The organism is Burkholderia sp. MR1-5-21 (assembly GCF_053427715.1).
This window is the reverse complement of the sequence record NZ_JBSAXD010000008.1, coordinates 109807-128677: the sequence shown is the minus strand read 5'-3', so window position 1 is coordinate 128677 and position 18871 is coordinate 109807. Positions and strand designations below refer to the sequence as shown.

Here is an 18871-nt window from a genome sequence, read left to right as displayed (position 1 = left end):
GTTCACGCGGCGCGCGACAGCAGCAGCGCGTTGGTCCGCTTCACGAAGCTCGCCGGATCGTCGAGCATCCCGCCTTCGGCCAGCAGCGCCTGGTCGAACAGCAGGTGGCACCAGTCGCCGAAATCGGCGCTGTCTGCCTTCAGCTGCTTGACGAGCGCATGCTCCGGGTTGATCTCGAGGATCGGCTGGAACGACGGCGCCGACTGGCCGGCCGCCTTCAGCATCCGCTGCAGGTACCCGCTCATGTCGTTGTCGTCCGCGACGAGGCACGACGGCGAATCGGTCAGGCGGAACGTGACGCGCACGTCCTTCACCTTGTCGCCGAGCGCTTCCTTCATCTTGTCGACGACCGGCTTGATCGCTTCGCCCGCCTCTTCCTGCGCCTTCTTCTCGTCGTCGTTCAGCTCGCCGAGATCGAGGTCGCCGCGCGCGACGCTCGCGAGCGGCTTGCCGTCGAATTCATTCAGGAACGACAGCATCCATTCGTCGACGCGGTCGGTCAGCAGCAGCACCTCGACGCCCTTCTTGCGGAACACCTCGAGATGCGGGCTGTTCTTCGCGGCCAGCCACGTGTCGGCGGTCACGTAGTAGATCTTGCTCTGGTCCGGCTTCATCCGCGCGACGTAGTCGGCGAGCGACACGTTCTGCTCATCGGTGTCGCCGTGCGTCGACGCGAAACGCAGCAGCTTCGCGATGCGCTCGCGGTTCGCGTGATCCTCGCCGAGGCCTTCCTTCAGTACCGGGCCGAACGCGCGCCAGAACGTCGTGAACTTCTCCTTGCCGGCATCGTCTTCCGCGTTCGCGAGCTCCTCGAGCATCGACAGCACGCGTTTCGTCACGCCCTCGCGGATCGCCTTCACGTCGCGGCTTTCCTGCAGGATTTCACGCGACACGTTGAGCGGCAGGTCCGCCGAATCGACGACGCCCTTCACGAAACGCAGGTATTGCGGCAGCAGCTGCTCGGCGTCGTCCATGATGAACACGCGCTTCACGTACAGCTTCAGGCCGCCGCGGTAGTCGCGGTTCCACAGGTCGAACGGCGCATGCGACGGCACGAACAGCAGCTGCGTGTATTCGCTGCGGCCTTCGACGCGGTTGTGCGTCCACGTGAGCGGATCCTGGTGATCGTGCGCGACGTGCTGGTAGAACTGCTTGTACTGCTCGTCGGAGACCTCGCTCTTCGAACGGGTCCACAGCGCGCTCGCCTGGTTGACGGTCTCGTCCTCGTCCTTCAGGACCATCTCGCCCTTTTCCTGATCCCACTCTTCCTTCTGCATCAGGATCGGCAGCGCGATGTGGTCCGAGTACTTCTGGACGATCGACTTCAGGCGATACGACGACAGCAGTTCGTCCTCGCCTTCGCGCAGGTGCAGCGTGATCGTCGTGCCGCGCTGCGCGCGCTCGATCGCGTCGACCGTGAAGTCGCCTTCGCCCGCGCTTTCCCAGCGCACGCCTTCGCTTGCCGGCAGGCCTGCGCGGCGGGTCTCGACGGTGATCCTGTCAGCGACGATGAAGCCCGAGTAGAAGCCGACGCCGAACTGGCCGATCAGCGCCGCGTCCTTCTGCTGGTCGCCGGACAGCTTCGAGAAGAATTCCTTGGTGCCCGAGCGCGCGATCGTGCCGAGGTTCGCGATCGCCTCGTCGCGACTCATGCCGATGCCGTTGTCGTCGATCGTGATCGTGCGCGCGGCCTTGTCGTAGCCGATGCGGATGCGCAGGCTCGGATCGTTTTCGTACAGCGCATTGTTCGCGAGCGCCTCGAAGCGCAGCTTGTCGGCCGCGTCGGACGCGTTCGACACCAGTTCGCGCAGGAAGATTTCCTTGTTGCTGTAAAGCGAATGAATCATCAGGTGGAGGAGTTGCTTGACCTCTGCCTGAAAGCTCATCGTTTCGTGTGCCATGGATCGTGTTTCCTCTTACTTGAACTTGAATGGTGTGGCCCCGACGTCCGGCGCGCGATGCCGGGCGGGTATAGCGCCCCTATTTGGGGACGTCACGCGCGATTTCAAGGGCTGCAGGCACGCGGCGCGACGTCACGACGCCCGCCGCGCCACCGACTCCATATACCGCGACAGGAACGCCGGCAGCGCCGGATCGCCGCAGTTCGCGACGTTGAAGCGCGTCCACGTCGACGGCGACTGCTGCGGCGAGAACAGGCTCCCCGGCGTCAGCAGGAAACCTTCCTCGTGCGCGGCGGCCGCGAGCGCATCCGAATCGACGCCCGTGTCGGCCCACAGGAACATCCCCGCGGCCGGCATCGTGAACAGGCGCAGGCCCGTGCGCTCGAGCATCCGCGCGGTCTTGTCGCGCACGCCGTCCAGCCGCGCGCGCAGCCGCTCGACGTGGCGCCGGTAATGCCCTTCGGTCAGGATCTTGTACAGCACGCGTTCGTTCAGCTCGGGCGTCGTCATCCCGACCAGCATCTTCTGGTCGGTGATCGCCTTCGCGATCTCCGGCGCGCACGCGACGTAGCCGACCCGCAGGTTCGCCGCGAGCGTCTTCGAATAGCTGCCGAGGTAGATCACGCGCTTGAGCTGGTCGAGGCTCGCAAGCCGCGTCGCCGGGTAGCTCGGCGGGCACAGGTCGCCGTACACGTCGTCCTCGACCACGAGGAAGTCGTACGCCTCGGCGAGCTTCAGGATCCGGAACGCCTGCGCGGCCGTCAGCGATGTGCCGGTCGGGTTCTGCAGCACCGAGTTGATCACGAGCATCTTCGGCCGCCACATCTGCACGAGCGTCTCGAGCGCATCGAGGTCGGGGCCGTCCGGCGTGTACGGCATGCCGACGAGCTGCGCACCCTGCGCCGCGAAGCGGCCGAACATCTGGAACCACGCCGGATCGCCGACGATCACCGCGTCGCCCGGCCGCACGTAGATCCGCGAAATCAGGTCGATGCCCTGCGTGATGCCCGACACCAGCACGAGCTGGTCGGGCGTTGCGCCGATCTCGACCTCCGCGAGCCTCGTCTGCAGTTGCTGGCGCAGCGGCAGGAAGCCCTGCGCGGTGCCGAAGCCGAGCATCTGCGCGCCGGACTGCCGCCCGAGCGCGCGCAGCGCGCCGGTGATCAGCTCGCCGTCGAGCCAGCGGCCGGGCAGGTAGCCCAGACCCGGCCCCTTTTCCGGGCTGACGGTGTGCAGCATGTTGCGCAGCAGCCAGACGACGTCGATCGTGTTGTGCACGGGCGCCGCCTCGGCGCCACGCGCCGACAGGTCGACCGGCTGCGGGGCGCCGGCCCGCTCGCGCACGAAGAAGCCCGAGCCGCGCCGCGAATCGAGGTAGCCCTGCGCGACGAGACGCTCGTACGCCTCGACGACGGTGAAGCGCGACACGCTCTTGTCGAGCGCGAGCTTGCGGATCGACGGCATCCGCATCCCGGGGCGGAACACGCGCTCGTCGATGCGCCGCCGCGCCCACTGGACCAGCTGGTCGACGAGCGTGAGCGTGGTCGTGTCGTGCGGAACGGGAATCTGGTCGAGCGGAACGGTGGACATCGTGGGGCTCCAACTGTACCGAAGGGTATCGCGCCGATTGTACCGTTACTGTGCCGGTGCGCACGATTACAGTTGGTCGAACCGGGGGCCGCGCGGCGGCCGGCTCCGCCGTTTTCGCGCGCGGGACCAGGCGCGCAGGCCGGCCCGGGCAGGCGCACCGCCCGGGCCGCCGCGCTCCGGCAGCGCTGCCCGCCACCGTTACAGTTACGCTTCAGTTTCGCTTTCCGACGTTCATGGCAGCCCATTCCCTGACACTCGACCATCTCGTGATCGCCGCCCGCACGCTCGACGACGGCGTGCGCCACGTCGCCGGCGCGCTCGGCATCGAACCGGCCGGCGGCGGCCGGCATCCGCTGATGCGCACCCACAATGCGCTGTTCGGCGTCTGGGGCGGGCTCTATCTGGAAGTGATCGCGATCGATCCGGACGCGCCGGCCGGCGACACGCCGCCGCGCGCCCGCCTGTTCGCGCTCGACGATCCGGCGATGCAGGCGCGGCTCGCTCAGGGCCCGTTCCTCGCGCACTGGGTCGCGCGGGTCGACCGGCCGCGCCAGCTCACGCCGTGGCAGCGCCAGTACCCGGCTCGCATCCCGCCCGTCGTCGCGATGCGCCGCGGCGACCTGAGCTGGGGCCTCACGGTGCCCGACGACGGTGCATTCCCCGCGTGGCAGGGCGCGGGCGACGGCCTCTTGCCGTCGCTGATCCAGTGGGACAGCCCGCGCCACCCGTCCGACGCACTGCCGAATGGCGGCGTCGCGCTGAAGGTGCTTCACGGCGTGCATCCGCGCGCCGACGCGATGCGCGAGCAGCTCGACTGGCTCGGCGCCACCCGCCTGCTCGACCTCGAAGCCGGCGACGGCGCGCCGTCGCTCGTCGCCGAGTTCGACACGCCGCACGGCGCACGCACGCTGCGCTGACCGGCCCCGCCGATACCCGATACCCGATACGGAGACACCCTCGTCATGAATTCGCGCGAAACCCGGGGCATGCTGCTCGGCCTCATCGGCGTGATGATCTTCAGCCTGACACTGCCGATGACGCGCATCGTCGTCGTCGAACTGCATCCGCTCCTCAACGGGCTCGGCCGCGCGCTCGCGGCCGCGGTGCCGGCCGGGCTGCTGCTGTGGTGGCGGCGCGAGCCGCTGCCGACGCGCGCGCAGCTGAAAAGCCTCGCCGTCATATCGGCCGGCGTGATCATCGGGTATCCGGTGTTCTCCGCGTGGGCGATGAAGACGGTGCCCGCGTCGCACGGCGCGGTCGTGAACGGGCTGCAGTCGCTGCTCGTCGCGCTGTACGCGGCATGGCTGTCGCATGAACGGCCGTCGAAGGCGTTCTGGGTCAGCGCGTTGACGGGCAGCACGCTCGTGATCGCGTTCGCGCTGCGCGACGGCGGCGGCACGCTGCAGGCGGGCGACCTGCTGATGCTCGCCGCGGTCGGCATCGGCGCGCTCGGCTATGCGGAGGGGGCGCGCCTTGCGCGCCAGATCGGCGGCTGGCAGGTGATCTGCTGGGCGCTCGTCGTGTCCGCGCCGTTCCTCGTGCTGCCGGTCGGCTGGCTCGCATGGATGCAGCACGCGGCACACCCGGGCCCGCTCGCGCTGCGCACGTGGCTCGCGTTCGGCTACGTGACGCTGTTCTCGCAGTTCATCGGCTTCTTCGCGTGGTACGCGGGGCTCGCGATGGGCGGCACCGCGCGCGTGGGCCAGGTGCAGCTGCTGCAGATCTTCTTCACGATCGCGTTTTCGGCGCTGCTGTTCGGCGAGACCGTGACGCCGTCGACGTGGCTGTTCGCCGCCGCCGTGATCGCCACCGTGATGCTCGGCCGCCGCGCCGCGGTGGTCACGGCACCCCAGCCCGCTCGCGCTGGCTGAATTGGTGAGCCATAATGACCGTTTTGCCTGACCGGTTTTGCCCACCCGGCCGCGCCTGACCGATCGCCATCGACCCAGCCTACCCGGCTTCGTCGAAGCGACCGGCCCGGCCGACCATCATGACTGACCCTGATATCCGAACGAGGAGACATATGAATCCGAGCGATCTGCATCCCCCGCACTGGCAGCTTTCCGAACGCGCCCGCAAGCTTACGAGCTCTGCGATCCGCGAGATCCTGAAAGTCACCGAGCGTCCGGAAGTCATCTCGTTCGCCGGCGGCCTGCCCGCTCCCGCCACCTTCCCGGCCGAGCGCATGCGCGCGGCCGCCGACCGCGTGCTGCGCGATGCGCCGGCCGCCGCGCTGCAGTACAGCGCGACCGAAGGCTACCTGCCGCTGCGCGAGTGGATCGCCGAGCGCTACAGCGTGCGCGTGTCGCAGGTGCTGATCACGACCGGCTCGCAGCAAGCGCTCGACCTGCTCGGCAAGGCGCTCGTCGACCCCGGCAGCCCGATCCTCGTCGAAACCCCGACCTACCTCGGCGCACTGCAGTCGTTCTCGCTGTACGAGCCGCGCTACGTGCAGGTGCCGACCGACGAGCAGGGCCTGCTGCCCGAAGGCCTCACCCCCGACCTGACGCAAGGCGCGCGCCTGCTGTACGCGCAGCCGAACTTCCAGAACCCGACCGGCCGCCGCCTGCCCGTCGAGCGCCGTCGCGCGCTCGCCGCGTTCGCGCAGACGAGCCCGTTCCCGGTGCTGGAGGACGACCCGTACGGCGCGCTCAACTACCAGGGCGAGCCGCTGCCGACGATGCTGTCGATGGCGCCCGACCACGTCGTGCACCTCGGCACGTTCTCGAAGGTGCTCGCGCCGGGCCTGCGAATCGGCTACATCATCGCGCCCGAGGAACTGCACTACAAGCTCGTGCAGGCGAAGCAGGCGACCGACCTGCACACGCCGACGCTCACGCAGCGCATCGCGCACGAAGTGATCAAGGACGGCTTCCTCGACGAGCACATCCCGACGATCCGCCAGCTGTACGGCGCGCAATGCGAGGCGATGCTCGGCGCGCTCGCGCGCCACATGCCCGAAGGCGTCACGTGGAACCGCCCGGAAGGCGGGATGTTCATCTGGGTGAAGCTGCCGCAGCAGATCGACAGCATGAAGCTGCTCGAGGCGGCAATCGCGAACCACGTCGCATTCGTGCCGGGCGCGCCGTTCTTCGCGAACGACGCGCAGCAGGACACGCTGCGCCTGTCGTTCGTGACGGTACCGCCCGAGAAGATCGAAGAAGGCGTCGCGCGGCTCGGCAAGCTGCTGCGCGAGCGTCTCTGATCCCCCTGTCCTTTCACGACTCACAACGAGGAATCGAACAGATGGCAAACGTCTACGACAAACTGAAGTCGCTCGGCATCGAGCTCCCGACCGCCGGCGCACCGGCTGCCGCATACGTGATGAGCGCGCAGAGCGGCAACACCGTGTACCTGTCCGGCCACATCGCGAAGAAGGACGGCAAGGTCTGGGCCGGCAAGCTCGGCGCCGACCTCACGACCGAAGACGGCAAGGCCGCCGCGCGCGCGATCGCGATCGACCTGCTCGCGACGCTGCACGCGCACACGGGCGACCTGAACAAGGTCACGCGCATCGTCAAGCTGATGAGCCTCGTGAACTCGACGCTCGACTTCACCGAGCAGCACCTCGTGACCAACGGCGCGTCCGAGCTGATCGCCGACGTGTTCGGCGACGCGGGCAAGCATGCGCGCTCGGCGTTCGGCGTCGCGCAGATCCCGCTCGGCGCGTGCGTCGAGATCGAAATGATCGCCGAAGTCGCGTAACGCCGGCGTCACGATGTCCGGCCGCCTCGCCCGCTTCAAGCAGGTCGACGTGTTCACGTCGGTGCCGTTCAAGGGCAATCCGCTCGCCGTGGTGTTCGATGCCGACGCGCTCGGCGACGACGCGATGCGCGAGATCGCCCGCTGGACGAACCTGTCGGAGACAACGTTCCTCTGCGCCCCGACCGACCCGGACGCCGATTACCGCGTGCGGATCTTCACGCCGGGTGGCGAGCTGCCGTTCGCGGGCCACCCGACGCTCGGCACCGCGCACGCGTTTCTCGAAGCCGGCGGCGTGCCGCGCACGCCGGGCCGGCTGATCCAGCAGTGCGGGGTCGGCCAGGTCGTGCTGCGCGAGCAGGCGGACGGCTGGGCGTTCGCGGCGCCGCCCGCGCGGGTCACGCCGCTCGCGCGCGCCGACTACCCGGTGCTCGAGGCGGCGCTGCGCTCCGCCGACGTGGACCTGGATGCCGAACCGTGCGCGGTCGACAACGGCGCGCCGTGGCTCGTCGTGCGGCTGAAGTCGGCCGCCGCGTGCATCGGCCTCGCGCCGGACCCGGCGGCGCTCGAAGCGCTCACGCATCGCTACGGCACGCACGGGCTGGCGGTCTACGCGCCGCACCCGCCGGGCGGCCCGGCAACGTTCGAGATCCGCTGCCTGATGACGGGCGGCGGTTTCGGCATGGGCGAGGATCCCGTCACCGGCAGCGCGAACGCCGCGCTGGCCGGGCTGCTGACCCGCCAGCAGCGCCGCCCCGGCCCGTCGTACACGGCCCGCCAGGGCACGGCGGTCGGCCGCGACGGCCGGATCGCCGTCACCTACGACGACGATGCCGGCGCGACCTGGATCGGCGGCCATGTCGTCACGATCGTCGACGGCACCTTCCGTGGGGCGGCCATCCGTGGGGCGGCCATCCGCGGAGCGGCCATCCGCGGGGCGGCCGTCCGCACTTCCCTCTGATTTTTCGCGGCGCGCCATGCGCGCCGCGCCCGCCGGCGCTATCCTTAGCCGAACTATCGCAAAAATCCTCCAACCAGTAATATCGGGCCTAATCCGTCGCACGGGGGTCTGTCCACAGATGCGTATTCCGCAGACGAACAGACTGACGCGACCCCATATCCAGCCATCCCGAGTGGACGGCACACGCGCGCCAGGACGCCGTACCCTTCGATGAGTTCCGCCCGGTCATCCCATTCGCCGTCGACGCGACCGCTGCGCGCCCCGCGCAAATCGCGCCGCCGGGCGCTATTCGCGATCCCGCTGCTCGGGATGATCGCGCTCGCGCTGCTGTGGGCCGTGATCATCGCGCGGCTGTCGGTCGAGAAGGACAGCGCGTACAAGGAGGCGGCCGCGTCCGCAGCGATCCTGTCGTCCGCGCTCGAGCAGCACACGGTGAAGGCGATCCACCAGGTCGACCAGATCACCCGCTTCGTCAAGTTCGAGTTCGAGAAGGCGCCCGCGCGCTTCAACCTCGCGAGCGCCGTCGAAAAAGGCGTCGTGCCGAGCGATACGCTGATCCAGGTGTCGCTCGTCAACGCGAAGGGGATCCTGTTCGCGAACACGGCCGAGCGCAATCCGAAGCCGATCGACCTGTCCGACCGCGAGCACTTCAAGGTGCACCTGAAGCACAACGACAACCAGCTCTACATCAGCAAGCCCGTGCTCGGCCGCGTGTCGGGCCACTGGACGCTGCAGATGACGCGGCGCCTGAACAACCCGGACGGCAGCTTCGCGGGCGTCGTGGTCGTGTCCGAGGATCCGAGCTACTTCACGAACGACTTCTACAACAACGCGGCGATCGGCAAGGAAGGCGTGATCGCGGTGGTGTCCGATACCGGCGCCGTGCTCGCGCGGCGCACGGGGTCGGTGAACAACGCACCGGGCGCGTTCTCGGCGTCGGGCGTCTATCCGGTCGCCGAACGGACGTCGGGCACGATCCTCGACCCGATCGACGGCGTCACGCGCATCGTGTCGTACCGCCATCTCGACGGCTATCCGCTCGCGGTGATCGTCGGCCTGTCGCAGACCGAGGAATTCTCCGACTACAGCCACACGCGCAACGTCTACCTGCTGATGACGAGCTTCATCACGCTCGCGATGCTTGCGTTCTTCGGTGTCGCGACGGGGCTCATCGGCAAGCTGCTCGGCCGCGAGCGCGAAATGACCCAGCTCGCGGAGTACGACCTGCTCACGGGCCTCGCGAACCGCTACGCGACGCTGCGCGGGCTGCGCAACGACGTGTCGATGCCGGCCAGCCTGTCGCGGCTCGGCCTGCTGTTCATCGACCTCGACAACTTCAAGACCGTCAACGACACGCTCGGCCACAACGCCGGCGACATCGTGCTGCAGATGACCGCGTCGCGCCTGTCGGATGCTGTCGGCGACGAAGGCGCGCTCGCGCGGATCGGCGGCGACGAGTTCGTCGTCGTGATGAAGGGCGACGATGTCGAGCGGCGCGCGGTGCGCCTCGCCGAGGCGATCATCCGGATGTTCGGCGAGCCGTTCGACGTGCGCGGCAGCTCGTTCGTACTGCATGCGAGCATCGGCATCGCGCTGCACACGGTCGCGAACGAGAGCGAAATCGACCTGCTGAAGAAGGCCGACCTCGCGATGTACAGCGCCAAGGACGCCGGCAAGAATTGCTACCAGTTCTACGCGCCGCACCTGTCGCATCGCGCCGACCACCTGATGCGCTGGGAACAGCAGCTGCGTGTCGCGCTCGCCGAGGGACAGCTGTTCCTCGCGTACCAGCCGAAGATCGACCTCACGCATCGCTACATCACGGGCTTCGAGGCGCTCGCGCGCTGGGACCATCCGGAGCACGGGATCATTTCCGCGAACGAATTCATTTCGATCGCCGAATCAACGGGCCTCATCGTGCCGATCGGCGATTTCGTGATCCGCACCGCGTGCGAGCAGATCGCGCGCTGGCGCGACGACGGGCACAGCACGCTGACGCTCGCCGTCAACATCTCGCCCGTGCAGTTCTGGCGCGGCGACCTGATCGAGACGATCTCGCGCACGCTGCTGGAAACCGGCATCGACGCGGGCCGCCTCGAACTCGAGATTACCGAGACCGCGATGATGGAATATCCGGAGCTCGTATCCGAGAAGATCGTCGCGCTCAAGAAGCTCGGCATCCGCATCGCACTCGACGATTTCGGCACCGGCTACTCGTCGCTGTCGTACCTGCACCGCTTCTCCGTCGATACGCTGAAGGTCGACCGCTCGTTCGTGCAGGCGATCCCGAACGACCGAAGCGTGTGCGTGATGGTGGCGTCAATCGTGCACCTCGCCCGTTCGCTCGGGCTGACGGTGGTCGTCGAAGGCACCGAGACCGAAGAGCAGGTCGCGTGGCTGTCCGCGCTCGGGGAGATCGAGGCGCAAGGCTTCCTGTTCTCGCGCCCCGTGCGCGCGGACGCGATCCCGTCGCTGCTGGCGCGCTTCGGCGTGCGCGGCGAGCATCCGCACCTCGTCCCGCACCGCGCAACGGGCCATACGGGCACCTGAGCGCCCCGCCATCGCAGGATGGCCGGATTGTTTCGTTCCCCGACCTGATTGTTTAGTTCGTTTACTAGCGTTTTTGCGCATGGCTGCGTTGCGCCGCACATCGGAAAATAATACGGACTAGTACGTCCGAGGTCCGCATGCCGGTTTGCGAAGGCCCATCCGGAATCGCATGAACCCGCACTGCTACCCATCCATGACGAGCGTCGAAGCCGAAGCCGCAGAACGCGTCGAGCAGGGTTCCCTTTGGAGCCTGTTCAAGGTCGTTGCGGGCATTTCCGCGATGTCCTGGGGCGGGCTTGCGATGATGGCGCAGCTCGAGCGGTATTACGTGCACCGGATGCAGCGCATCGAACCCCATGTGTTCGGCGACCTCGTCGCGCTCGCGTGGCTCGTACCGGGCCCCGTCGGCTGCAACGTGGCGGTGCAGGTCGGCCAGACGCTGCACGGCCGCATCGGCGCGTGGGTCGCCGGCTTCGCGAGCGTGCTGCCGTTCTTCGTGATGATGACGCTGTTCGCGATCTTCTATCGCACGCCGCTCGTGCGCTCGCTGGCCGCGCCGGTGATGCTCAACCACTTCAGCATGGTGCTGGCGGCGCTGATCGGCGTCACGTGGGTCAAGCAGTTGCGCACGCTCGTGCGCGCGCCGCTCGAACAGGCGATCGCCGCGCTGTCGACGATTCTGCTCGCATTCGCGCATAGTCCGGCCACGTTCGTCGTGATTCTTTTCTCGGCGTTTGCAGCGGGTTGGCTGACCGGTCCGTCGCAGGACAAGACGGTCGACCTCCGGCTGTCGAGACGCGACCGCAAGCTGCTCGTGCTGCTCGCGGTGTTCGTCGCGCTGTTCGCGCTGCCGATTCCCGGCGACTACCAGTCGACGCTGCTGTGGCCGCGGCTCGCGGGCGCAGGCATGACGCTGTTCGGCGGGGGCTTCTCCGCGCTGCCGGTGCTGAAGGCGCTGTTCGTCACGCCCGAGACGGGGATCTCCGACCACGACTTCACGCTCGCCTTCGCGCTGTCGCCGGTGTCGCCGGGGCCGCTGCTGAACGTCGTGCCGTTCCTCGGCTACCTGACCGACGGCTGGCGCGGCGCGCTCCTCGCGACTGCCGCCCTCTTCATCCCGTCCGGCTGCCTCGTCGTGTTCGCGCAGCATCACCTTTTCCGGCTGAAGCGCCATTCGCGCTTCGAGCACGGGATGCGCCTGCTGCGCGCAGCGACGACCGGCTTTCTCGTCGTCGCGGTCGTGAAGATCCTGCACCGCGAGCCCGCCGATCCGATCTACTGGATCACGGGCGCGTTCGCGACGCTGTGCTTCGCGCGCTTCAGGGTGCCCGTGTTCGTCGTGTACGGCGCGGTCGCGATCGCGTGCGGCGCGTGGCTGTGGGCGGCCGCGCACTGAGCGGCGACCGCCCGGGACTCACGGGCATCACGGGCATCATGCCGCGACGCGCCGTGCGATCCAGCGTGCGCGCAGCTGGTCGTACGCGAGGTTGAAGCAGAACGTGTAAGGCAGGAAGAACAGCACGATGCCGAGGTCGAGCAGCAGCGCCTCGACGAGGCCGATTCCGAGCCACCACGCGGCAAGCGGCACCACCATCGCGACGAGCCCCAGTTCGAACACGACCGCATGCACGATCCGCATGCCGAGATTGCGCACGAGCCCGAAACGGCGCTCGAGCCGGTCGAACAGCGTGTTGAACGTCATGTTCCACGCCATCGCGATCAGCGACACCATCACCGTCAACGCGCCCACATGCGACATCGGCATGTCGAGCAGCCACGCGCCGATCGGCGCGCACAGCGCGATCGCGACCAGTTCGAACGTCAGCGCATGCACGAGTCGTTCCGTCACCGTTTTATTGGGATGTTTCATTGCAAACCTCCGATCCGGAATGTGATCCATGGCTGCCATTCTGATCGGCCGGAGCAGATGAATCCAATTGGTTATCATCGGTTTTTCCGATAAGACGTTGCAAGGAGCCCCATATGCGCCACGCCCCCGAAGCCTTGCTCGCGTTCGCCGAAGCCGCGCTGCTCGGCTCGTTCACCGCCGCCGCGCGCAAGCTCGGCAAGCGCCAGTCGACAGTGTCGGAAGCGATCGCGAACCTTGAAATCGATCTCGGCGTGCAGCTGTTCGACCGCTCGACGCGCACGCCGACGCTGACCGACGGCGGGCGCGCGCTGCTGCCGCATGTGCAGCGCGCGCTCGAGGCCGGCGCGGCGATCGACCGCACCGCCGCACGGCTCGCCCGCGGCGAAGAGGCGCGCCTGACGCTGGTCGTGTCCGACACCTATCAGTCGAAACGCTACGAGGAGACGCTGACCGCGCTCGAGCAGCGCTTTCCGGCGCTCGAACTCGAATGCCAGATCGCGGAGCACGAGGACGTGCTGGACCTGATCCAGCAGGGCCGCGCGCAGCTCGGGCTGATGGCCGCGCGCGCGGCGTACCCGGCCGACATCGGCGCGGCGACGATCGCGGAGGAATCGGAAATCGGGCTCTTCGTCGGACGCACGCACCCGCTCGCCGCCTGCGGCGACGCCGCGGTGCCGCACGCGGCGCTGCGCGATGCGCGCGAGCTGCGCCTCAATACGTACGCGAGCCCGGACGGCCGCGACGCGGACGGCCTGATCGTCGCCGGCACGCACCGCTGGTCGGCGCCGAGCTACCTGATGCTGCTGGAGATGGCGGTGCTGGGATTCGGGTGGGCAGAACTGCCCCGCTGGATGGTCGAGCATTTCGCGCGCGACCGACTCTGCGAACTGCGCGCGCGCGGCTGGCCGCGCCGGGTGCGGGTCGATGCGGTGTGGTCGCGCAGCCGGCCGCTCGGCCCCGCCGGCGCTTGGCTGCTCGACGCGATGCTGGCTGCGTGAGCGGTGCGGCGGACATCGGTGGACGCCCGCGGCCGAACCGTGCGGCACGCGCGCAAGCCGCCCATACACCGCCCATACACCGCTCGCACACCAGCCCGCACATCGCGCGAGAAGCGCGTCAAAGACCGTGCATCAGAAACCGCGCGTCAGAAGCCGCGCGACAGCACGGCCGCGCCGATCGTCACGACCCCGAGCACGAGGTTGACGACGACGAGCAGCCGCACCGCGTTCACCGCACGCGCACCGTCAGGCCAGTTCTGCGCCTGCACCGCGCGGCGGATGCGCGGGAACAGCGCGAAGCGGATGTGACCGAAGATCAGCATCATCACGACGCCGAGGCCGGCCATCGCATGCAGTGACCAGGTCGCGTGCGCGCCGCCGAACTGCATCAGCAGGAAGCCGCCGGACAGCAGGATCACGATCACCGCGGCGGCCACCCAGTTGAAGAAGCGGCCGAACACACCCTCGATCAGCGGCAGCCGCAACTGCGGCGACAGGTCCGACAGCGCCGGACGCAGGCAGAAGTTGGCGAACACCATCCCGCCCACCCACACGGCGACGGCCAGCAGATGGAGAAACAACGCGACGGCGATGGCGTGGGACATGGTGACAATCCTGTTCTGGGTTGAATGCGGCGAACCGCCCGCGCATCCGACGGCCCGGCGAGGCCATGCAAGCGACGCGCACCGGCCGGCAGGTCGATGCGCGCGGCATCAAGCGACGTTCGACAGACGCGCTGCGATGCGGTTCAGGCCCTCGCCGAAATTTCACACTATTTTGCAAGTGCTGCGTGACGGCGCCGCGCATCGCCGATGAAAAAGGCCGCACGGCAGCCGAAGCAGCCGTGCGGCCCCGGGATGCCGCCGGTACGTGCGCTCAGCCGAGCAGCGGACGCAGCTCGTTGACGACCTTGAGCTTCGTGTCCGGCGCGCGGCCCTTGCGCGCGCGCTTGCCGACGTGCGGCGCGAGCCCCGCGTACGACAGCGTCTCGTCCATGATCTTGCCGCCACGGCCGGTGCCGATCAGCACGACGCCGGCCGGATCGATCGCGAGCGCCTGCACGAGGGTCTCCTTGTCGTCGAGCGCCATCAGGATCACGCCGCGGCCGCCGCCCGACAGGGTCTTCATCTCGTCCATGCCGAACACGAGGAGCCGCCCGCCGCTCGACAGGCACGCGACCTGCGTGGCGTTCGGCAGCACCGGCATCGGCGCAAGCGGCGTCGCGCCGGCATCGATCGTCATGAACGACTTGCCGGCCTTCACGCGGCTCACCATATCGCCGACCTTCGCGAGGAAGCCGAAGCCGTTGCTCGATGCGAGCAGCAGTTGCTGTTCCGCCGGCGCCGCGTAGTAATGCATCAGGTGCGAGCCCGATTCGAGCTCGATCAGCGACGTGACGGGCACGCCGTCGCCGCGGCCGCCCGGCAGCACCGACACGTCGACCGAATACACGCGGCCGCTGCTGCCCCATGCGATCAGCTTGTCGGGCGTGCGGCACTGGAACGCCGCGTACAGCGTGTCGCCGGCCTTGAACGAGAAGCTCGCCGGATCGAGACCGTGGCCCTTCAGCGCGCGCACCCAGCCCTTCTGCGACACGACGACCGTCACCGGCTCGTCGACGACCTTCGCCTCGAACGTCGCGCGCTTTTCCTGCTGGATCAGCGTGCGACGTTCGTCACCGTACTGCTTCGCGTCGGCCTCGATCTCCTTGATCATCAGCCGCTTCATCGCGTTTTCGTTGGCGAGCAGCTCCTCGAGCTTTGCCTTCTCGTCGTGCAGTGCCTCGAGCTCCTTCTCGATCTTGATCTTCTCGAGCCGCGCGAGCTGACGCAGGCGGATTTCGAGGATGTCGTCGGCCTGGCGCTCGGTGAGGCCGAACGCGCTCATCAGCGCGGCCTTCGGCTCGTCCGACTCGCGGATGATGCGGATCACCTCGTCGATGTTCAGGAAGACGATCATCCGCCCTTCGAGGATGTGGATCCGGTCGTCGACCTTCGCGAGACGGTGGCGGCAACGGCGCGTCATCGTGAGCTGGCGGAACTTCACCCACTCGTCGAGGATCGTCAGCAACCCCTTCTGGCCCGGCCGGCCGTCGGCGCCGATCATCACGAGGTTCAGCGCCGCGTTCGATTCGAGGCTCGTGTATGCGAGCAGCGTGTTCACGAACTCGGTCTGGTCGATCGTGCGCGACTTCGGCTCGAACACGAGCCGCACGGCCGCTTCCTTGCCCGACTCGTCGCGCACCGCGTCGAGCAGGTCGAGCATCGCCTTCTTCGTGTTGAGCTGCTCGGGCGTCAGCGTCTTCTTGCCGAGCTTGAGCTTCGGGTTCGTCAGCTCCTCGATTTCCTCGAGCACCTTCTGGCCCGACGTGTTCGGCGGCAGCTCGGTGACGACGAGCTGCCACTGGCCGCGCGCGAGGTCCTCGATCTTCCAGCGCGCGCGCACCTTCAGGCTGCCGCGGCCCGACTCGTAGGCCGCCGAGATTTCCGCGTCGCTCGAGATGATCTGGCCGCCGCCCGGGAAGTCCGGGCCGGGGATGTGCGTCATCAGCTCCGCATGCGTGAGCTTGGGATGACGGATCAGCGCAACCGCCGCCGCAGCGACTTCGCGCAGGTTGTGCGACGGGATTTCCGTCGCGAGGCCGACCGCGATGCCCGATGCGCCGTTCAGCAGCGCGAACGGCATGCGGCTCGGCAGCGTCTTCGGCTCTTCGAACGAGCCGTCGTAGTTCGGCATGAAATCGACCGTGCCCTGGTCGATCTCGTCGAGCAGCAGCTTCGAGATCGGCGTGAGGCGCGCTTCGGTGTAGCGCATCGCCGCCGCGCCGTCGCCGTCGCGCGAGCCGAAGTTGCCCTGCCCGTCGATCAGCGGGTAGCGCAGCGAGAAATCCTGCGCGAGACGCACGAGCGCGTCGTACGCGGACTGGTCGCCGTGCGGGTGGTATTTGCCGAGCACGTCGCCGACCACGCGCGCCGACTTCACCGGCTTCGCGTCGGGGCCGAGGCCCATTTCGTTCATCGCGTACAGGATCCGGCGCTGCACCGGCTTCTGGCCGTCGCAGACGTCCGGCAGCGCGCGGCTCTTCACGACGCTGACCGCATAGCTGAGATACGCCTGCTCCGCGTAGTTGCCGAGCGTCAGCGCGTCGCTCCCGGGCGCGTCGGAGCCGGCAAAGAGATCGGGAGTGTTGTCGTCCATCTGTTTTCCGTGTTCGTAGGTGGCGCGAGACAGGGCCGGGCGTCACGCCGGGCCGTGCTCCGCAGGAAGACGCCGGGTTGCCCCGCATCTTCCTGCCCCGTTCCGGGGCGCTTTAAATGTCGGCTTCGACGTCGTTGCCCTTTTCCTCGAGCCAGCCGCGCCGTGCGGCCGCCTCGCCCTTGCCCATCAGCATCGTCATCCGCGCGACGGTGGCCTCGTAGTCGAGTTCGCCGAGCTTCACCGGCATCAGGCGGCGGGTGTCGGGGTTCATCGTCGTGTCCCACAGCTGCTCGGCGCTCATTTCGCCGAGCCCCTTGAAGCGGCTGATGCTCCACTGCGTGTCGCGCACGCCGTCCTTGCGCAGCTTGTCGAGGATCGCTTCGAGCTCGCCGTCGTCGAGCGCGTAGAGCTTCTGCGCGGGCTTCTTGCCGCGCGCGGGCGCATCGACGCGGAACAGCGGCGGCCGCGCGACGAACACATGGCCGCGCTCGATCAGCTGCGGGAAGTGCTTGAAGAACAGCGTGAGCAGCAGCACCTGGATGTGCGAGCCGTCGACGTCCGCGTCCGACAGGATGCAGATCTTGCCGTAGCGCAGGTTCGACAGGTCGACGCCGTCGTCCGGGCTGTGCGGATCGACGCCGATCGCGACCGAAATGTCGTGCACTTCATTGTTCGCGAACAGGCGGTCGCGCTCGGTTTCCCACGTATTCAGCACCTTGCCGCGCAGCGGCAGGATCGCCTGGTATTCCTTGTCGCGGCCCATCTTCGCGGAGCCGCCCGCCGAGTCGCCCTCGACGAGGAACAGCTCGTTGCGCACGATGTCCTCGGTCTCGCAGTCCGTCAGCTTGCCGGGCAGCACCGCGACGCCCGAGCTCTTGCGCTTCTCGACCTTCTGGCCGGCGCGGGTGCGCGCCTGCGCCTGCTTGATCACGAGCTCCGCGAGCTTCTTGCCGTGCTCGACGTGCTGGTTCAGCCACAGTTCGAGCGCCGGGCGCGAGAACGACGACACGAGCTTCACCGCATCGCGGCTGTTCAGGCGTTCCTTGATCTGGCCTTGGAACTGCGGATCGAGCACCTTCGCGGACAGCACGAACGACACGCGCGCGAACACGTCTTCCGCGAGCAGCTTCACGCCCTTCGGCTGCAGGTTGTGCAGCTCGACGAAGCTCTTCACCGCCTGGTAGAGGCCGTCGCGCAGCCCCGATTCGTGCGTGCCGCCGGCCGGCGTCGGGATCAGGTTCACGTACGACTCGCGCACGAGCGAGCCTTCCTCGCTCCATGCGACAACCCACGACGCGCCCTCGCCTTCGGCGAACGTGTCGTCGCCCGAGCGCGAATCGGCAAAGCGCTCGCCCTCGAACAGCGGGATCAGCAGCTCGCTGCCGTTCATCTCGTCGAGCAGGTAGCCGCGCAGGCCGTCCTCGTATTTCCAGCTCTGGCGCTCGCCGGTCTTCTCGTTGACGAGCACGACTTCGACGCCCGGCAGCAGCACGGCCTTCGAGCGCAGCAGGCGCTGCAATTCGCCCGTCGGCAGGTTCGGCGAATCGAAATATTTCGGATTCGGCCACACCTGCACGCGCGTGCCGGATTTCTTTTCGCCGCGGCCCGCGCCTTGCGTCGCGAGCGGCTTCACGACGTCGCCGTCCGCAAAGCCCAGCTCGGCGATCCTGCCGTCACGCCAGACGGTGACGTCGAGACGCGTCGCGAGCGCGTTCGTCACCGACACGCCGACGCCGTGCAGGCCGCCCGAGAACGTATAGGCGCCGCCCGCGGCCTTGTCGAACTTGCCGCCCGCGTGCAGGCGCGTGAACACGATCTCGACGACCGGTACGCCTTCCTCGGGATGCAGGCCGAACGGAATGCCGCGACCGTCGTCCTCGACGGACACGGAGTGATCCGCGTGCAGCGTCACGGTGATCTGCTTGCCGTAGCCGCCGAGCGCCTCGTCCGACGCGTTGTCGATGACTTCCTGGATGATGTGCAGCGGATTCTCGGTACGGGTGTACATGCCGGGCCGCTGCTTGACCGGCTCGAGACCCTTGAGCACCTTGATCGATGCTTCGCTATAGGCCGCGCTGGGCTTCTTCGTTGACATAGGCGC

14 protein-coding genes are annotated in these 18871 nt (G+C 68.1%); 8 read left to right on the top strand and 6 right to left on the bottom strand.

Annotation, left to right across the window (positions count from 1 at the left end; all coding sequences use genetic code 11):
- Positions 1–2: 2 nt before the first annotated feature.
- Positions 3–1901, bottom strand: coding sequence for a molecular chaperone HtpG (gene htpG, locus ACV229_RS13520; protein WP_448083627.1), 1899 nt, complete (start codon positions 1899–1901; stop codon positions 3–5).
- Between the two features lie 132 nt (positions 1902–2033).
- A complete protein-coding gene (locus ACV229_RS13515; RefSeq protein ID WP_448083626.1) occupies positions 2034–3491 on the bottom strand; it encodes an aminotransferase-like domain-containing protein in 1458 nt (485 codons plus the stop codon).
- A gap of 233 nt (positions 3492–3724) precedes the next feature.
- Here ACV229_RS13515 and ACV229_RS13510 point away from each other — a divergent pair, with 233 nt between their 5' ends.
- The 7 genes from ACV229_RS13510 to ACV229_RS13480 all read left to right on the top strand — a co-directional run bounded on the left by ACV229_RS13510 (position 3725) and on the right by ACV229_RS13480 (position 12100).
- Positions 3725–4408 carry a VOC family protein gene (locus ACV229_RS13510; protein ID WP_448083625.1) on the top strand — a complete coding sequence of 228 codons (684 nt, stop codon included), beginning with the start codon at positions 3725–3727 and terminating at the stop codon, positions 4406–4408.
- A 45-nt stretch (positions 4409–4453) separates the two neighbouring features.
- Positions 4454–5362: a DMT family transporter gene (locus ACV229_RS13505; protein ID WP_448083624.1), complete on the top strand. Its 909-nt coding sequence runs from the start codon at positions 4454–4456 to the stop codon at positions 5360–5362.
- A 152-nt stretch (positions 5363–5514) separates the two neighbouring features.
- The gene (locus ACV229_RS13500) at positions 5515–6696 is read left to right on the top strand and encodes an aminotransferase-like domain-containing protein (RefSeq protein WP_448083623.1); all 1182 of its coding nucleotides are present in this window, start codon (positions 5515–5517) and stop codon (positions 6694–6696) included.
- Positions 6697–6737: 41 nt separating this feature from the next.
- Entirely contained in the window at positions 6738–7196 is a 459-nt protein-coding gene (locus tag ACV229_RS13495) for a RidA family protein (protein ID WP_448083622.1), read from the top strand.
- Positions 7197–7209: 13 nt separating this feature from the next.
- Positions 7210–8154 (top strand): PhzF family phenazine biosynthesis protein, encoded by a 945-nt coding sequence (locus ACV229_RS13490; RefSeq protein WP_448083621.1) that lies wholly within the window; start codon positions 7210–7212, stop codon positions 8152–8154.
- Positions 8155–8364: 210 nt separating this feature from the next.
- A complete protein-coding gene (locus tag ACV229_RS13485) occupies positions 8365–10704 on the top strand; it encodes a bifunctional diguanylate cyclase/phosphodiesterase (protein ID WP_448083620.1) in 2340 nt (779 codons plus the stop codon).
- Positions 10705–10897: 193 nt separating this feature from the next.
- Entirely contained in the window at positions 10898–12100 is a 1203-nt protein-coding gene (locus ACV229_RS13480; protein ID WP_448083741.1) for a chromate transporter, read from the top strand.
- A gap of 36 nt (positions 12101–12136) precedes the next feature.
- On the opposite strand, the gene ACV229_RS13475 is transcribed toward ACV229_RS13480, so the two are convergent.
- Complete coding sequence (locus ACV229_RS13475) at positions 12137–12574, bottom strand: multidrug/biocide efflux PACE transporter (RefSeq protein WP_448083619.1); 438 nt, start codon at positions 12572–12574, stop codon at positions 12137–12139.
- Positions 12575–12687: 113 nt separating this feature from the next.
- Here ACV229_RS13475 and ACV229_RS13470 point away from each other — a divergent pair, with 113 nt between their 5' ends.
- A complete protein-coding gene (locus tag ACV229_RS13470; protein ID WP_448083618.1) occupies positions 12688–13572 on the top strand; it encodes a LysR family transcriptional regulator in 885 nt (294 codons plus the stop codon).
- Positions 13573–13718: 146 nt separating this feature from the next.
- On the opposite strand, the gene ACV229_RS13465 is transcribed toward ACV229_RS13470, so the two are convergent.
- From ACV229_RS13465 to ACV229_RS13455, 3 genes are all read right to left on the bottom strand, one after another.
- Positions 13719–14177: a CopD family protein gene (locus ACV229_RS13465; protein ID WP_448083617.1), complete on the bottom strand. Its 459-nt coding sequence runs from the start codon at positions 14175–14177 to the stop codon at positions 13719–13721.
- A gap of 271 nt (positions 14178–14448) precedes the next feature.
- Positions 14449–16770 (bottom strand): DNA topoisomerase IV subunit A, encoded by a 2322-nt coding sequence (gene parC, locus ACV229_RS13460; RefSeq protein WP_448083616.1) that lies wholly within the window; start codon positions 16768–16770, stop codon positions 14449–14451.
- Positions 16771–16882: 112 nt separating this feature from the next.
- Positions 16883–18865: a DNA topoisomerase IV subunit B gene (locus tag ACV229_RS13455; protein ID WP_448083615.1), complete on the bottom strand. Its 1983-nt coding sequence runs from the start codon at positions 18863–18865 to the stop codon at positions 16883–16885.
- Between the last annotated feature and the right edge of the window lie 6 nt (positions 18866–18871).

Bases quoted from the DNA above. Each gene is read 5' to 3' on its own strand.
- ACV229_RS13455 (WP_448083615.1), bottom strand. From the start codon at position 18,865: ATGTCAACGAAGAAGCCCAGCGCGGCCTATAGCGAAGCATCGATCAAG.
- ACV229_RS13470 (WP_448083618.1), top strand. From the start codon at position 12,688: ATGCGCCACGCCCCCGAAGCCTTGCTCGCGTTCGCCGAAGCCGCGCTG.
- ACV229_RS13480 (WP_448083741.1), top strand. From the start codon at position 10,898: ATGACGAGCGTCGAAGCCGAAGCCGCAGAACGCGTCGAGCAGGGTTCC.
- ACV229_RS13515 (WP_448083626.1), bottom strand. From the start codon at position 3,491: ATGTCCACCGTTCCGCTCGACCAGATTCCCGTTCCGCACGACACGACC.
- ACV229_RS13475 (WP_448083619.1), bottom strand. From the start codon at position 12,574: ATGAAACATCCCAATAAAACGGTGACGGAACGACTCGTGCATGCGCTG.
- ACV229_RS13465 (WP_448083617.1), bottom strand. From the start codon at position 14,177: ATGTCCCACGCCATCGCCGTCGCGTTGTTTCTCCATCTGCTGGCCGTC.
- ACV229_RS13495 (WP_448083622.1), top strand. From the start codon at position 6,738: ATGGCAAACGTCTACGACAAACTGAAGTCGCTCGGCATCGAGCTCCCG.
- htpG (WP_448083627.1), bottom strand. From the start codon at position 1,901: ATGGCACACGAAACGATGAGCTTTCAGGCAGAGGTCAAGCAACTCCTC.
- ACV229_RS13500 (WP_448083623.1), top strand. From the start codon at position 5,515: ATGAATCCGAGCGATCTGCATCCCCCGCACTGGCAGCTTTCCGAACGC.
- ACV229_RS13510 (WP_448083625.1), top strand. From the start codon at position 3,725: ATGGCAGCCCATTCCCTGACACTCGACCATCTCGTGATCGCCGCCCGC.
- ACV229_RS13485 (WP_448083620.1), top strand. From the start codon at position 8,365: ATGAGTTCCGCCCGGTCATCCCATTCGCCGTCGACGCGACCGCTGCGC.
- ACV229_RS13490 (WP_448083621.1), top strand. From the start codon at position 7,210: ATGTCCGGCCGCCTCGCCCGCTTCAAGCAGGTCGACGTGTTCACGTCG.
- parC (WP_448083616.1), bottom strand. From the start codon at position 16,770: ATGGACGACAACACTCCCGATCTCTTTGCCGGCTCCGACGCGCCCGGG.
- ACV229_RS13505 (WP_448083624.1), top strand. From the start codon at position 4,454: ATGAATTCGCGCGAAACCCGGGGCATGCTGCTCGGCCTCATCGGCGTG.